This is a genomic window from Scytonema sp. PRP1 (genome assembly GCF_036697665.2).
GTDB lineage: Bacteria > Cyanobacteriota > Cyanobacteriia > Cyanobacteriales > Nostocaceae > Kalymmatonema > Kalymmatonema gypsitolerans.
In genome coordinates, this window is the sequence record NZ_JBAHYJ020000014.1 from 55,526 (window position 1) to 70,676 (window position 15,151).

General features: G+C 43.1%; 12 protein-coding genes. 5 read left to right on the plus strand and 7 right to left on the minus strand.

Annotated elements, in window-relative coordinates:
• Window positions 1–144 precede the first annotated feature (144 nt).
• Together V5G28_RS02015 and V5G28_RS02020 are read left to right on the plus strand one after the other, a co-directional pair.
• Window positions 145–777 (plus strand): ParA family protein, encoded by a 633-nt coding sequence (locus V5G28_RS02015; protein WP_332992828.1) that lies wholly within the window; start codon window positions 145–147, stop codon window positions 775–777.
• A complete protein-coding gene (locus V5G28_RS02020) occupies window positions 777–1,628 on the plus strand; it encodes a hypothetical protein (protein WP_332992830.1) in 852 nt (283 codons plus the stop codon). The genes V5G28_RS02015 and V5G28_RS02020 overlap by 1 nt, the downstream gene beginning before the upstream one ends.
• Window positions 1,629–1,784: 156 nt before the next feature.
• On the opposite strand, the gene V5G28_RS02025 is transcribed toward V5G28_RS02020, so the two are convergent.
• The 4 genes from V5G28_RS02025 to V5G28_RS02040 all read right to left on the minus strand — a co-directional run bounded on the left by V5G28_RS02025 (window position 1,785) and on the right by V5G28_RS02040 (window position 5,604).
• Complete coding sequence (locus V5G28_RS02025; protein ID WP_332992832.1) at window positions 1,785–2,270, minus strand: GNAT family N-acetyltransferase; 486 nt, start codon at window positions 2,268–2,270, stop codon at window positions 1,785–1,787.
• A gap of 166 nt (window positions 2,271–2,436) precedes the next feature.
• Window positions 2,437–3,288 carry a hypothetical protein gene (locus V5G28_RS02030; RefSeq protein WP_096561581.1) on the minus strand — a complete coding sequence of 284 codons (852 nt, stop codon included), beginning with the start codon at window positions 3,286–3,288 and terminating at the stop codon, window positions 2,437–2,439.
• Window positions 3,289–3,342: 54 nt separating this feature from the next.
• The gene (locus tag V5G28_RS02035; protein WP_332992834.1) at window positions 3,343–4,557 is read right to left on the minus strand and encodes a GUN4 domain-containing protein; all 1,215 of its coding nucleotides are present in this window, start codon (window positions 4,555–4,557) and stop codon (window positions 3,343–3,345) included.
• A gap of 138 nt (window positions 4,558–4,695) precedes the next feature.
• On the minus strand, window positions 4,696–5,604 hold the full coding sequence (locus tag V5G28_RS02040) for an alpha/beta fold hydrolase (protein WP_096561583.1): 909 nt from the start codon (window positions 5,602–5,604) through the stop codon (window positions 4,696–4,698).
• A 227-nt stretch (window positions 5,605–5,831) separates the two neighbouring features.
• Here V5G28_RS02040 and V5G28_RS02045 point away from each other — a divergent pair, with 227 nt between their 5' ends.
• On the plus strand, window positions 5,832–6,275 hold the full coding sequence (locus tag V5G28_RS02045; protein WP_332992836.1) for an Hsp20/alpha crystallin family protein: 444 nt from the start codon (window positions 5,832–5,834) through the stop codon (window positions 6,273–6,275).
• A gap of 474 nt (window positions 6,276–6,749) precedes the next feature.
• On the opposite strand, the gene V5G28_RS02050 is transcribed toward V5G28_RS02045, so the two are convergent.
• Window positions 6,750–7,388 (minus strand): transaldolase family protein, encoded by a 639-nt coding sequence (locus V5G28_RS02050; protein ID WP_332992838.1) that lies wholly within the window; start codon window positions 7,386–7,388, stop codon window positions 6,750–6,752.
• A gap of 61 nt (window positions 7,389–7,449) precedes the next feature.
• Window positions 7,450–8,115, minus strand: a complete 666-nt coding sequence (locus V5G28_RS02055) for a Uma2 family endonuclease (protein WP_332992840.1) — start codon at window positions 8,113–8,115, stop codon at window positions 7,450–7,452.
• 212 nt (window positions 8,116–8,327) lie between these two features.
• Between V5G28_RS02055 and V5G28_RS02060 the strand changes: the two genes are divergently transcribed.
• Together V5G28_RS02060 and V5G28_RS02065 are read left to right on the plus strand one after the other, a co-directional pair.
• Window positions 8,328–9,140: a sulfurtransferase gene (locus V5G28_RS02060; protein WP_332992842.1), complete on the plus strand. Its 813-nt coding sequence runs from the start codon at window positions 8,328–8,330 to the stop codon at window positions 9,138–9,140.
• 392 nt (window positions 9,141–9,532) lie between these two features.
• The gene (locus V5G28_RS02065; protein ID WP_332992948.1) at window positions 9,533–11,758 is read left to right on the plus strand and encodes a CHASE2 domain-containing protein; all 2,226 of its coding nucleotides are present in this window, start codon (window positions 9,533–9,535) and stop codon (window positions 11,756–11,758) included.
• A 48-nt stretch (window positions 11,759–11,806) separates the two neighbouring features.
• Here V5G28_RS02065 and V5G28_RS02070 read toward each other — a convergent pair whose 3' ends face one another.
• Window positions 11,807–15,103 carry a GAF domain-containing protein gene (locus V5G28_RS02070; RefSeq protein ID WP_336229476.1) on the minus strand — a complete coding sequence of 1,099 codons (3,297 nt, stop codon included), beginning with the start codon at window positions 15,101–15,103 and terminating at the stop codon, window positions 11,807–11,809.
• Window positions 15,104–15,151 lie beyond the last annotated feature (48 nt).

The following is a 15,151-nucleotide window of genomic DNA, read 5'->3' on the forward strand; positions in this document are numbered from 1 at the left end:
TTTCGGGGAAAGGGTGTGGGAGTGTCAGGGTGGTAAAAGTATTCCCCTATTGGTGCATACCCCATTGCCCATTCCTATCTAGGGAGTGGCAAATAAAGGCAGATAAAGAGGTATATTCTGTGAAAGCAGCGTCGGAAGCAAACAGTGCCAAAAATCATCGCTATCCTCAACGGTAAGGGAGGCGTCGGTAAAACAACGACCGCAGTCAATTTGGCTGCAACTTTTGCAGAGCAAAAAAAGGTTCTTTTAATCGACGCAGATATTCAGGGTTCTGCCAGTTGGTGGTTTGGTCGCAGTCAGAACACTATGAAATTTGATTTATCACAATCAACTGACCCCAAACTTTTAAGTCATTTACAAAGAATAACAGGTTACGATTTAGTAGTAGTAGATACGCCTCCGGCGCTGCGCTCTGAAGCATTAGCGGCGGTAGTTGCTGGAGCAGATTATCTGGTTTTGCCCACACCATGTGCACCAATGGATTTGGCTATCCTGATCGAGACAGTCCAGCAAGCAGTCATTCCTATGGGGAAACCTCATCGGGTTCTGCTTACTAAAGTGGATACGCGGAGTTTGGGGGAAGTACTGGAAGCTCAAAATACTCTTATGGAAATGGGAATTCCTGCTTGTAAAGCCTTCATCCGCGCCTATAAAGCGCATGAACGAGCTGCACTTGAGGGTGTTCCAATTACCCAAGGGCGAGGAAAAAACGCACGGGAGGCGGAGTCAGACTACCGCCGCGTAGCTGAAGAACTAAAGCGTGATTGGAGGGAATAATGGCTAAGAAACGTCTTTCTGACTTATTACAAGAAGAAGCACAAAAATTTTCACCACCAGAAGGTGAACCTACTATCGATGTTGTTGCTATCTCTGATGATAGTCCCTCCACCTCCTCGGATAATGATACCGGGGAAGAAGAGGATTCTGCTCAATTATCTGCTCAATTAGAGGAACCACTACAAGCTGCTGAGACAACAACGTCTCGGCGTACAACCCCAACAAAAGCCGACTTAGAAGCAACTGTCAAAGAGTTGAAAGAAGCTTTAGAAAAAGCACAGCAAAAAGAAACTTCTCTTGTCAAAGAGTGGAAAGAAACTTTTGAAAAAACACACCAAAAAGAAGCTTCTCTTGCCAAAGAGTTGAAAGAAGCTTTGGACAAAGCACAGCAAAAAGAAGTTTCTTTTCAGCAGCAAATTATTGATTTGCAATCAGCATTATCTGAGCAAAAAGAATTAACAGCAAAGCTGAAAACAGAGCTGAAAGATGCAAAACAGGCAGCCGTGCACCTAGCAGACGCTAATTCCAAGCTGACAGAAACAATCAGTACATTAGAAGCCAAAAAAGAAAACAGTCAATCATTACAACCGAGAAAGGACAACACTCAATCATTACAACCTAGAAAGGACAACACTCAATCATTACAACCTAGAAAGGACAACACTCAATCATTACAACCTAGAAAGGACAACACTCAATCATTACAACCGAAAAAGGACAACAGTCAATCGTCACAATCAATAAAAAGCTCGCTCAGCTATAGAAAATCATACCACCTACCAGAAAGACAGCCTATGAAGAAGCCTGAAGAGCCTGTTGACAATTCCTCACCAATGTGGTTACTTGACTAAGGAATTAGAAATCACATTAAAAATCACAATCTTTTTGGTGCATTATATGCGTTAACGCACTATGTATAGCAATCCTAAATGATTCGTGAAAAACAAGATCCCCGACTTCTCTAAGAAGTCGGGGATCTGAAGGGTAGTCAATTTTCATGTTTGAACTTACGTATTACGTATAAGAACAAGGTACTCATTGCCCCCGTTTTGCTTGCGAAACCTCTGGACAGGGACAAATGCCAGGTTTTGCCAGACTTTCAAGGCTCTAAAGTTGAACGCTGCAATTGTGACGCGAAGACGTTGAGGAGAAAACGACTGTCTGGCATAATCGATTGTAGCGATCGCTATGGGAGATCCAAGACCCTGACCAGTCAGTTCTGGACGAATTCCAAGTCCGATATCAAGCGCATCGAGCGAATAGTCACCACCTGGAACCTGACCATCAGCCCCAAAACAGCAGAATGCCGTGAATTCATTCAAATCAGAGGAAATCGCGAAGTAGGAATTTTTTGGATCTACGAAAAAATCAAGCGTGTTTTGGAGACCATTAGTATCGACCTCAATGTTGTAAATGTCTAATGGTCTATCATATCGCCATGAGATAAGTTCGGTGGCTTCTTTTCGCGTCAATGGGTGGAATTGAAACTGCATATCCGAGCAATTATTAGCTTTTTGTCAAAACCTATCTCGAATTTATAGCAGCATTAAGACATTCAGGTGATGTACAACTTTTGTCTTATCCAAATTCTAAAATTTGTTGGGCGGTGATTTGCGCCTCAACACTCTACTGTAAGGTAATATTTACTGAATCTTTAGACTAGCGGAGACTCGCCTCTACAAACGCCACATAAGGACAACTATAATTAGAATAAGCATTTTTACAAGTTGCTTTTATTCCAACGCTTCTAGCATTCTGAACATTAATGTTCAAAACTTGCTTTGCCGCTAATGTCAAATTCTCTGTAGCTACTACTTTGTTGTCAAGACTTACTTCAAATACTATCTTATGGTCTTGACGAGCATAACTATGTTTGCCATTTATGCCAACAACTAAATTCAATTGTCGAAACTTAGAGTTAAGAGCGCATGATACTCCAGCAGATTCATCATTGTAAATATAAGAATATGGCTCGCCACTTCGGTTAGACAAATAAGCGATTTCAGGCAAAACTTCGCCTCCTATAGCAATGTTTTTTGGTTCACGCTGCTTTACAAAAGGTTTTTCAACGCCAGGAGTAGAACTCAGACATTCCATATCTAAAAGAGAAACGGCAGTTTCAGATGGTGAAGCAGTAGGGGATTCGGCAACGATGGGCGTAGGTGAAGCAGTAGGTGATTCGGCAACCGTTGGCGTGGGTGAAGCGGTAGGAGTTTCGGCAACGGTGGGCGTAGGTGAAGCAGTAGGGGTTTCGGCGACGGTGGGCGTGGGTGAAGCGGTAGGTAATTCGGCAACCATTGACGTGGGTGAGGCTGTAGAGTTGTTGCCACCGATTAGATTACCCTGTTTTAGAATTACCGCAGTAATTACAGATGCACCTATTGCAGTAGCAATGATTAACCCGGTAATCAAAGAGATGAAAACAATTGGATTTTTTCTCTGTTTATTCTCATTTCCCCCTTCTGATTTTTGAGGATGATTTGGCGAATTCCTTGAATCTTTCGGACTCATTTGTTTGACTCCTTTAACTGATAATTTAAATGTCAAAGTCGTAACTAATGAAGGTTAGAGTTTACAAGTCTCGACGCGCGAGAATAAAAAAACCCCAGACCAGCACCACACCCAACCAAACGGTCGGGAAAAGTCGTGAAGCAAACACAAGGGAACAGCACCCTCCCCAGATCCCACGCCCGAAAGTAACTCCAATCTCGGCGGTGACATCCCAACCAACCGCGCTGGGAGATGACCTTGGGGGGCATTCAGGGAGAAAGTCATGTTTGAATATCCCAGCCAGTCATAGTCATATGGCAGCCAGTTGCATTTCACACGCCAGCCGACGCGATCGCCCAAAAGACACTCTGTGACTTTATTCACTTTGCCGCCAACTTCCTGCCAAATGCGGTGCTGCACGCTAAAGCCGAAGTGCCCATTGCTGTACTTTACCCAAAGAGCGTCGATAGTGCGTAAGCCTTGACAGGGAAACTTTTCCATATCTTCATTTCTCAGCCAGCCAACTTCATCTCGACCGACTAACTTGAGCATGAGATTTGCAGTTTCCCGATCAGCTTCTTTCCATTTCCCCGTTGCCAATAAATCCCGCAGCCGCGTGTAGTCTATTCCCCGCTTAGAACTCAGCTCATCGGTTGAAGTTTCTGTCTTGACATTGGAAGTCGGCTCAGTTGTATTTGAGGGTTCTGTCTTCAACTGGTTTTTTGTCAGAAGTTTAGGAGTCAGATTCTCTGGAATACCTTCCAAGCGAATTGCACTGCAGCCAAATTGATAGGCAAACTCAACCGGGCGTCCAGCTCCTAGGGCATCGTAAAAACCCACAGCAAATGCAATTGCGGCTTGGTCGCCAATTTCCTGATTCATGCCAATCACATAGTTAATGTGTCGGGCGATCGCCTTGGCTTGAATCTCTGAGTAGCAGGCATTAAGAACTACACATTCCACCTGCTCGGCGAACAACTCGAACAGTCCCGCTAATCCTTCTGCATCAATAAGCTTGACTTGTCCTTTTTCATCCTCAAATGCCAATCCTCCATCCCCCGCTCCATGTCCACAAAAGTGGACAATGTGCGGTTCGACATCCAACATAGCTCGTTGAACGTCTCGTGTACGCACTGCCCACCACTGCTCCAAGACAAATTGCTCGCGGTGCTTCGCCTGCCGTAACCCAGCATTAATTTCACGCACCTCTTCATCCAGACGTAGTCCTGATGTACCTTGGGGATTCGCTGCCAGAATCAGGATTTTCTTAACCAAAGTGTTGCTGTTCATTCAAAAGTTTGGGACACGGATGATTGCACGCTGCTCATGTATGCTTTTCAACCAGCAATCAACTACATCCGGAAGCAGAGCAAAAAATCTTACTGTCTTAGGTATGAAGACACTTAAGGGTAGAGTGAGCAATAGCTGTTAAACCAACTTCTGCAAGTGGTCATCTTGAAACTCTAAAATACGCTGTGCAGTTATTTGCGGCTGTTCTAAATGAGGGACATGACCGGAATCTTTAATCCAGATAAGTTTACTATTTGGAATTGCCAGTTTGAACCTGTTGGCATCCGTGATACCTAAAATCCTGTCAGAATCACCCCACAAAATAAGCGTTGGTTGCACAATTTCTGCTAGTTTCTTAAATCTAAAAGCACTGTAACCACCACTTTTGGTAAAAGCAATCAAAGCTTTATGCCAGTCTACGCATTCTAGGTGCAATGCTGCACATAATTGAGCATCAAGTGATGCTAACTCCCTATTTTTGTACGCTGTGCGGGAAATACTTGCCCGAACTTTAGGATTACGCAAAAACTGAGTTGCCCAATAATCTAGCGGTGGAAACATGAGTTTGCCTAACGGCGAACCACTTGCCAAACCAGCACTATCAATTAACACCAGCTTTTGCACGACTTCTGGGTAAGTGAGGGTGAAATCAATCGCCGCTGCACCCCCCATTGAAGCGCCCACTAAAATGACAGGTTTGTTAATCAGGGTTTTCCAGAAATAATAGAGATGGGTTTTTATTGCACTGGGGCTAAACTTGACTCCCTCTGGTCTATCTGTGAACCCAAAACCCAATAAATCCACTGCCCATGTCTCATTTTGTACCGCAAGTAGAGGCACAAGGCGGCGAAACTCTAACACAGAACCGTCAAAGCCGTGAATCAACAGCAAAGGTGTACCCCCACTACCTTGACGCACATAGGTGGTGGTGATTGGTTGTGTACTCAAGGGAGTGGCTAGCGCTATCTGTTCAATGCTCTGAGCAAGAGCGATCGAGGTGGATTCTGTGAGATCCCCAACTGTAATCGGTAAGAAACTTGGAAACATAGGATTTAGTTTACCTTGTGGCAGAAAAGTGGGCAATACCCTTTGTTGAGCGGCTTATATTATGTCTAATATTATGTCTAATTTTATGGTCGGTGATTAATATTTCTTGGGTGAGAACAACCGAACCAACAGTATTTTTATCTGGCAATAATATGAAAATCAAAGGAAGGAATTGATTCCTGACTTGATTGAAACAACAACTTTTTAGATAAGAGGGAGAAGTATATATGTTAAGTCGTTGGAACCCGAGGCAAGAATTTAACGCTCTCAGCAATCAACTTAATCGGCTATTTGATGAAATAGCGCCAACAAAAACTTGGGAAGGCTTCACAAGATTTCCTGCGGCTGAACTCATTGAAGCAGATGATGCCATCCATCTGAAGTTAGAAGTTCCAGGCTTGGAAGCCAAAGATATAGATATTCAAGTAACAGAAAATGCCGTTTCTATCAGTGGGGAGCGTAAGTCTGAAACCAAAACTGAAGAGAAAGGCTATACCCGCAGTGAATTCCAATATGGTAAATTTCAACGCGTCATTCCTTTACCTACTCACATTCAAAACACCAAAGTCACCGCAGAATACAAAGACGGTATTTTGAATCTGACATTACCTAAGAAGGAAGAAGCGAAAAACACAGTCGTCAAAGTTAATCTAGAACAAGCTGCTCATTAAATTGTTGTAAATTTCAACTGTGCAGTATAGATTTCTTCCTCATTACTCTGTAACTTAAATATTAGCCTGGTTGCATTATAGCTACCAGGCTTTTTTATCATCCTGTACAAAAGACTTCTTGCAAAAGTATGATTAATAGATATTTAGAGTTGATTTATAAAGTAAATCTTAAGTAGGGTGCGTTACGGCGCTTTGCCTAACGCACCGCTATATAGCAGTCCTATTTGATAGGTAAAAATTATCAACCGCCAAGACGAGCCAGCGCTGCAGGAGGGTTTCCCGACAGCAGGCGACTGGCGTCGCCAAGAGCGCCAAGAAAAGAGAGAACAGAGAATTTTACGAATGATTTAGGATTGCTATATAACATGGTGCGTTAGGCGCTTTAAACATGTTTTTCGTTACAAATTATATCGAAAAGGTGCGCCTAACACACGCTACAGTAATTTGATTTTTACTTTATAAATGACTAAAGCACTAAATCTTTAAACCAATGCCGTTTTTGGCAAACTCTTCTACAGTTTTGTCGGAGAATTCATGGGTAGTCATGGCTCGTAACATTGGCAAAGGTAAAGTGAGATGATGCGCTCCAGCTTGTAGCGATGCTGCGGCTTCTTCTGGTGATTTGATACTAGCTGCTAGAATTTCAGTATCACTGCCAGTAAGTACGCTAGCCATATCCCGTACCAAGGCAATTCCGTCGCCTAACAACCGGGTTGCACGATTGACATAAGCGATCGCAATTTTAGCACCCGCCTCCCGTGCCACTGCTGCCTGTGCTGCACTGTAAATTGCCGTCACTGAGCAAGTTATTTCCGGCGACAGACTCGCCACCACTGCAAACCCAACTGGTGTTGCTGGAATTTTCAACACCGTTTGTTTGCCAATAATCTCAAAAGCTTTCCTCCCTTCCGCCACCATCCCCTCAAAATCAGACGCCATGAGCTGGTAGAATAGTGGTCCTGAGGTTAACGGTGCCAATTTTTTCAGCGTAGTTTCCGGTGGCTCCGAGCTTTTAGCTAAAAGCGTGGGATTCGTGGTGATGCCCTTTACCCAGCCCATTTTACTGGCAATTTCAGCTTCAGATAGAATTGCCGAGTCCAGATAGATTGCCATGATTGTTTCGCCGTTTCAGGTTTGTTAACAACACAGGTACTTTAACAGTACTTAAGAGTGGTTATGGTAACTCACCAAACCGCTCTCGATAGCGAGTTAGCAACGCCTCCATTTCTGAAAGGTGTTGTTGCACTTGTTCGCGCTGTAGCCGTTCTTGCTGTGCTGCTTCTTCTGGTGTGGGTATGAGTTCTCCTTGGGGAGTAAAGAAACGCAGCTTAGAATTATGAACTCCCAAATATAGCTCCAACTGTGGACTCCACAACCAGCCGACTTCGTTAGGTTGAAGTTCTTGGTAACGACCACCTACCAGCTCAAAACCTTTGAACTCCAATGTGTCCGGGTCAAACCAGAAGTAATTTGGCGTACGCCAGATATCCTGGTAGATTTGCTTTTTTAAACCTCGGTCGGTGTCAGCTGTTGCAGAAGAAAGAATTTCCACAATCACGTTAGGATATTTGCCATCCTCTTCCCAAACGACCCAGCTTTTACGCGGTTTGCGTTCCGTATCCAGGACAACAAAAAAGTCGGGACCTCTGAACTGTTCAGATTGGCGCTGACGAGGACTGTAGTAAATCGTCAGGTTTCCAGAAGCGTAGAAGTTATTGCGCTCACGCCACACCCATTCTAAACATTGAATGAGCAGCGTCATTTGCAACCGATGTAGATCCGTTTCTAATGGCGGTTCGTCACTATATAAGTCACTAGGTGGAAAGATAACATCTTCCACAGTGTTTTCCGCAATTTCTTATGTCTGGAGCGAAAGACATAGCATCTGCGTATATATTTGACGTGGCGGTTGTAAGTGTAGTTTAGCTGGTGAATGTTGCACCAAGAGTTCTTTGCCAGAGGTAAACTGAAAGCTGTGGTACAACCTCTGGATGCTGTTCTTCCTAGGCTTTGTGTAAAAAGCCACAACTTTTAGTCGTTGCTTAGAAAAATATGCAATGGATAATAAGTGCTAATGAAGCCAAGCAATTGATATCTCAAGGGGTGACAATTCTTGACACTCGCAACAAGTTGGCGTGGTTGATTTCACATATTCCTGGTGCTGTTCACGTCACTTGGCAGCAATTTTCAAATAACCAAAAACCCTATCGGGGAAAACTACTTGCAGATGCAAAGATTTTAGAACAAAAACTACGTCATGTTGGTATTTTTAACTCAAAACCTGTGATTGTTATTGGCAATCCGCCTGACAATTTTGGCGAAGAAGGGCGCATTGTTTGGATGTTACGCACTTTAGGACATCAAAGTGCAGCCTTGGTTGATGGTGGGTACAATGCACTAGTTAAAGCAGGTGTTCCGACGACTCGCGGACTTAATCAACCGCTAGAAATAGGAGATTTTGTTGTTAATCGCACTGCTTTATGGGAAATTCAGCGTGATGAACTTCAAGTCAATCTTTCAGAAAACAAGTTGGCTGTCATTGATACTCGGCAAAAGCGAGAATATGCTGGAGAAACTCCCTATGGTGAACAGCGAGGGGGACATATCCCTGGTGCTGTGCATTTCTACTTTAAAGATTTAATGGATACTAAGGGAAATTTACTTAAGCCAGAGGAAATTATCGCCAAATTAGAAACCTTAGGAATTCAGCGTGATACTCCTACTGTTACTTATTGTACGGGTGGAATTCGCTCGGCTTTTTTTGTCGCTGTTCTTGTTAACTTGGGCTTTTCTAATGTAAAGAATTATGCTGGTTCTATGTGGGAATGGTCAGCTTCTTCAGATAAAAAGTACCCGCTTGAATAAATAAACGTTTTTTGTGAAAATCAATTGGTTTAGATCCCCGACTTCGCCAAAGAAGTCGGATCTTGCTTCTATTTCGACTTGTGGGGTGGGCCGGAAAGCTCGCCCTAGGCAAGATGCACACAGATAAATTATTCGTGTGGCAGTGTACGAAGTTCTTTCTAGCAATTAAATTGCTAAAGTGAATAGTACCTGGGATAATCTCAATTTTTCTTAGTCCCTAGTCTGGAACTTCAGTTCCAGGTTTGAAAAGTCTACCACATTTTGGCTAGTGCCGCATCTCCGTGATTACAGGACTATTACAAAAACTGCGTGCTTCATGGGCAAAAAATGGAGGTCGCTTGAGTGTTCGAGCCTCTCCATCTCCTTTGCAGATGTTCCATCGGTTTCGCTCTATGCTTGTTGAACGCAAGCCTGAGGAACTTGGTTTAACTGAGGCTCCTAAAGAACGTATTTCTGATCACAACAATGCTCCCAAAGGCTGGCTGCGAACTGTTCTTGTCACCAGTTTGGGTGTCACTGCCTTAGTATTGGGAGTACGGGAACTCAAATGGTTGCAGTCTTGGGAGTTAAGAGCATATGACCAGATGTTACGGTTACGTCCCACTGAAGCACCTGATCCACGTATTTTGGTGGTGACTGTTACTGAAGATGATGTTCGGCAATACAGATGGCCTGTGTCGGACAGTAAAATGAACGAGTTGTTGGCGAAATTAGAATCCTATCAACCGCGTGTCATTGGTATAAATATATATAGACCAGAACAGACAAATCTGGGGGCTTCTTTAAAGCGTCGAGATAACATTTTCAGTACGTGTGCATTCAGCAGCGTGGGGACGCCGGAAATTGCACCACCATCGAATTTTCCTATAGATAATGTCGGATTTACCGACTTGATATCTGATGAAGATGGCATCGTTCGCCGCAGTTTGTTGTTTGCTAATTCCCCAGAAGATAAGAAATGTACAACGAACTTCTCGTTTGCTGCTTTAGTTGCAGTTAAATATTTAGAAAAACAAGGTATTGAACCTGATTTCAGCGATGAAAATAATTTCAAGCTGGTTGATGCTCATTCACAAAAGGTGAAAGCCAGTTTTAAAATTCTTGACAGCAATGCAGGTGGTTATAAAAGCATCGATGATGGCGGCTACCAAATCATGCTGAATTATCGCCATCCAGATAGCCTAGCCCAAGAAGTCACTTTATCACAAGTCCTGAACGGCAATATAAATCCTAACTGGATAAAAGACCGTCTCGTTATTATTGGTACTAAGTCTCCCAGCCTTGATCGTGGCTTTTATACACCATATAACGTTCTGGCAAACCAACCTGCAAGAATGCCTGCTGTCTTAATTCATGCAGAGATAGCCAGTCAGATCCTCAGTACAGTTTTGGATGGGCGACGTGTCATTTGGTATTTTTCTGACTCTGGTGAAGTTGTATGGGTTTGGGTTTGGTCGCTGTTAGGTGCTGCTTTAGCGTGGCGTCTGCGACATCCTTTATTACTGGTTGTTGTAGAAGGTGTAAGTTTAAGTGGCTTGGTGGTGATTTGCGCTCTGTTGTTTCTGCAAGCAGGGTGGGTGCCCTTGATACCGCCTGGTATAGCATTGGTACTCAGTGGAGTCAGCGTGATGGCTTACACCACATACCGAACTCAGCAGCAAACAAAAATCATCGTTGTGCAAGTAGAAAAACAACAAGAGGCAATAGAGCAGTTAAATACACTGTTAAAAGAAAGTACAGCAATTAAAGACAAACATCTTCACAGTTCATCAAAAATTGATACTCTAGAAAAAAGAACTGGTGATACTGTCTTAAGCGGACGCTACAAAATTACTAGAGTTCTTGGTTCAGGTGGATTTGGTTGCACTTATTTAGCAGAAGATACCCAGCGCCCAGGTAATCCTATCTGTGTCGTTAAACAACTGATGCCCGCCCGCCGGGATACAAGATTTTTGCAAGTTGCAAGAAGATTATTTGATGCCGAAGCCGAAATTTTAGAGGCTTTGGGAAAACATCATCAAATTCCACAACTCTTAGCATATTTTGAAGACAATCATGAATTTTATTTAGTACAAGAATATATTGAGGGACATACTTTAAGTGAGGAATTACCACCTGTGCGGGGGGTGCAAAATGAACTGTTTGTTATCGATATGCTCAAAGGGATTTTAGAAGTTCTTGCCTTTGTTCACGAGCGTCGTGTGATTCATCGAGATATTAAACCAACTAACATTATCAGGCGTGCTACAGATAATCACTTAGTACTGATTGATTTTGGTGCAGTTAAGATGATGCAACCACTCAATCAGGAGGAAACTGAATTAGCGACAGTAGCTATTGGGACACGGGGTTACGCACCACCAGAACAGTTTGCTGGTCATCCCCGCTTGTCGAGTGATATTTATGCTTTGGGGATGATTGGCATTCAGGCGGTTACTGGATTGTCACCTCACGAACTCCAGCCAAATAATGATACTGGTACTGTAATGTGGCGTCAATGGGCGCAAGTCAGCGAGGAGTTGGCGGAGATTTTAGATAAGATGGTGCGTTACCACTTTAGCGATCGCTATCAATCAGCTTCTGCTGTACTACAGGATTTGAGGGTTGTGGAAAAGTAAAAAATTCTTTTGACTTTTGAATGCGTGACTTTTGACTTTCACCCGCATCTAATTCACCTTAAATGTCCGCACACTTTCTTGCAATTGCTGGGAAATCTCCACTGTTTCTTGGAGAGATGTGGAAACTTGACGAGATGAATTGCTGGTCATTTCAGATATTTGGGCGATATCTTGCATAAGAATAGAAACCTCTTGAGATGTTTGCACCTGAGATACTGTAGCGTGAGAAATTGACTGTACCAATTGGTCAATTTGGCGACACACCTCAAGAATGTGGTTGAAACTGTACTTACTATTTTGAACTAGACGCGTCCCTTCAACAACCTGCGTGGTTCCCACCTCCATAGCCTTGACAACTTCCCTGGTTTCGCGTTGAATATTGGCAACAATTTCTTCAATTTCCTCAGTTGCTTCGCTACTTTGAGCTGCTAGTACGGCGACTTCTTCCGCAATCACCGCAAAACCCTGAGCTTCTTCACCAGCACGCGCCGCTTCAATACCCGTGTTGATAGCTAACAAGTTGGTTTGCATGGCAAGTTGCTTAATCAATGCCACCACACGCGAAATTTGTTGCGAAGATTCTCCTAGACGCTTGACTTTTTTCCCGGTTTCCCCTATGGTTTCGCGCAAACTTATAATATTTTCGACTGTTAGGTCTATTGCTGTATCTCCGGTTTCGGCGGCGTCATATGCCGTACGGGCAACTTCTTCGGCTTGCTTCGCATTTTTTGCTACGGCTTTAATCGATTGCCTCATTTGGTCAACAGCATCGAGGGTACGGCTAATTTCCTCTGCTTGTTTGAGTGCTTCAATTGCCAAATCACCCATCGATCCTGAGTTGTCTGCAATTGCATTATTTACCTGAGTAGCAGCTAGTTTGACTTGGGTAACAATCTCCTGCCAACTTTCTAATAAGGAGTTGAAAAAGTCAGCGACAGTGCCAATTTCTCCAGCGGTGACTTGCGCACGCACTGTCAGGTCTCCTTGAGATGCTCGTTCAAGTTCGTCTATTAATCTTAGCAGTTGCAGTTGCAGCCTTTCTTTCTGCTGACGTTGTAGTTGAGAAGCTTTTTCTGCTTCTTGGCGTCCTTGTTCGGCTTGCTCTAAATAATTGGCTCGCTCTAAAGCCAGTCCCACAATTCTGGCAAATTGCTCAAACAAATCAATTTCAGACTGTTGCCATAAACGAGGTTGCTCACACTGATGGGCAATTAACAAGCCGAGCAGTTTATCACCTATTAAAATCGGTGTGACCAAATTTGCTTTGACTGCAAACGGTTCTAATTGCTTGATGTAACACTCGCTCAAATTAGCTTGGTAAATATCGTTAATGGCGACAACACGGCCTTGCCGATACTTATCAACATAATCTTTCAAACAGGGGTCGTAAATTTCTGCCCCAAGAGAAGCCGGCCAACCCGTAACAACTGATTCCGCAATGACGCTTCCGTGCAGGTTTTCGTCTATTTTGTAAATGACTGCTCGCTCCACCTTCAAGGCTTTGCGGATGCTTTGAACCGCCAAATTGTAGATATCTTGTGAGTTATGGGTTCTAGACAAGTGGATAGCAAGGTCTTTGAGTGTCTGTGTCACCTCGAATAAACTGACACGTTCCAAAGTCAGCCCGACTTGAAGTGCCAACTGCCGCAAGAAATTAATTTCATAGGGCTGCCAAGCATGAGTTTCTTGGCAGTGATGAGCAATCAAAAAGCCTAAGACTTGGTTATCTTTTAAAATTGGCGTGACTAAGTTCGCCTTGACTTGCAATCTTTCCATCAACTTGTGATGTTCGGGAGAAAAGCCTGCTTCACTGACGTTGTTCGCAGCCATCACCCGACCTTGTCTGTAAGCTTCTATGATGTCTTTATGAATACAGCCATCTTCAATTTTCTCCCCTAAAGCCACAGGCAAACCAGGATTTACTGATTCAGCTATAACTTGTCCACCTCCATTAGCATTGAAGCGATAAATCACGACTCGATCCGCTTTGAGGGCAAGTTTTGCTTCTGTGACTGTAATGTTGAACAATTCTTCAGAATTGACAGAGGAGCGAATTGAGAGCAAAATCTTTGTCAACAACTTTAATTGCTCAGCTTCGGCGGTTTGTTTGTGTAGGAAGCCTTGTACTTGGTCTGCCATTTGATTGATCTGAGAAGCCAAGATTCCAAGTTCGTCTTCGCCTTTGATCGCAATTCGGGTATTAAGATCACCTTTACCTAATTTTTGTACTGCCATAATAGCAGCTTCAATTGGCTTGATCACACGACTGGCTATAATTGCCGCGATTGTACCAACGAGCAATCCTGTTATTAGCGTCCCTATCCCCAATGCCAGTAGTAATTTTTGCTGCGTTGCGAATGCAGTTGCTGTATCTAGACTCAAAAGTAATGTCCATTTTAAATCTGGCAAGCCTTCTACTTTTTGCCAAGGCGCATAGGTTACTAGTTTTTCAGCATTGTCCTTTTTATTAAATAATATCTGAGTCGTTATTTGCTTCTTTGCTTGTATTTCTTTCCACTGAGGAATTTCTTGTTTTGCATCTAAACCCGTTTTGCTCCCTGTCGTAGATATGAATATTTTTCCAGAACTATCTACAACATCGTAATCATCTTGACTAATTTGCGGGTTCAGGACTACCTTTTCTAAAGATTTCACCGGTATCACTGTCCGAACAATATAAATTGTTTGACCTGTGTCACTATCTTTGACAGGCGCTGCCATGTAAATTTTAGATTTATCTACGCTTTTTGTGGCTTTTGGCTGGCTAATATAGGGCGTGTTAGTTTTGAGTGTTTCTTGAAAATACTGTTCGTTTTTTTGGTTACGAATCGATTCTCCTGCTGCATCGGCAACCAGATTACCATTGATATCAAAAACGGCAATGCTTTCATAACTGTTTTCAATATCTAAATAGTTCCTCAGCCGTGCTTGCATCTGTTCGCGGCTGATCACTCCCCTCAATTGGCGATTTTGCAGGAATGTCAGTTTAGACAGTATTTGAATATCTCCATACCGTCTCTCCATGAAACTGCTGATATTATTTGCCAACAAAGAAGCTCTATCTTGCTTGTTGTTAACAATTTCCTTAGTCGTTGATTGGTTCACCAAGTAATAGGTGATTGCCCCAATTCCAAATACTGGTAGAGTTCCAATCACAAAGATAAAAGCGATCGCTTTATTACGTAAGCTTATCCGCTTGAGCCAAGAAATAATACGACGGCGGCGGGAATTATGAAAGTCAATTTTAGGTTGTATGACAGTTTTTTGCTGTAACGATGTTACGAAGAAACTCTGTTCAATATCTTCATTTTCGTCTTTAGCATAATTTGTATCTTTGTCAACCATTCTAACCATCTACCAATCCTCAAAAACCTTATGTTTGAATGAGTAACG

Bases quoted from the DNA above. Each gene is read 5' to 3' on its own strand.
- V5G28_RS02025 (WP_332992832.1), bottom strand. From the start codon at position 2,270: ATGCAGTTTCAATTCCACCCATTGACGCGAAAAGAAGCCACCGAACTT.
- V5G28_RS02040 (WP_096561583.1), bottom strand. From the start codon at position 5,604: ATGTTTCCAAGTTTCTTACCGATTACAGTTGGGGATCTCACAGAATCC.
- V5G28_RS02070 (WP_336229476.1), bottom strand. From the start codon at position 15,103: ATGGTTGACAAAGATACAAATTATGCTAAAGACGAAAATGAAGATATT.
- V5G28_RS02030 (WP_096561581.1), bottom strand. From the start codon at position 3,288: ATGAGTCCGAAAGATTCAAGGAATTCGCCAAATCATCCTCAAAAATCA.
- V5G28_RS02065 (WP_332992948.1), top strand. From the start codon at position 9,533: ATGCTTGTTGAACGCAAGCCTGAGGAACTTGGTTTAACTGAGGCTCCT.
- V5G28_RS02045 (WP_332992836.1), top strand. From the start codon at position 5,832: ATGTTAAGTCGTTGGAACCCGAGGCAAGAATTTAACGCTCTCAGCAAT.
- V5G28_RS02020 (WP_332992830.1), top strand. From the start codon at position 777: ATGGCTAAGAAACGTCTTTCTGACTTATTACAAGAAGAAGCACAAAAA.
- V5G28_RS02060 (WP_332992842.1), top strand. From the start codon at position 8,328: ATGCAATGGATAATAAGTGCTAATGAAGCCAAGCAATTGATATCTCAA.
- V5G28_RS02035 (WP_332992834.1), bottom strand. From the start codon at position 4,557: ATGAACAGCAACACTTTGGTTAAGAAAATCCTGATTCTGGCAGCGAAT.
- V5G28_RS02050 (WP_332992838.1), bottom strand. From the start codon at position 7,388: ATGGCAATCTATCTGGACTCGGCAATTCTATCTGAAGCTGAAATTGCC.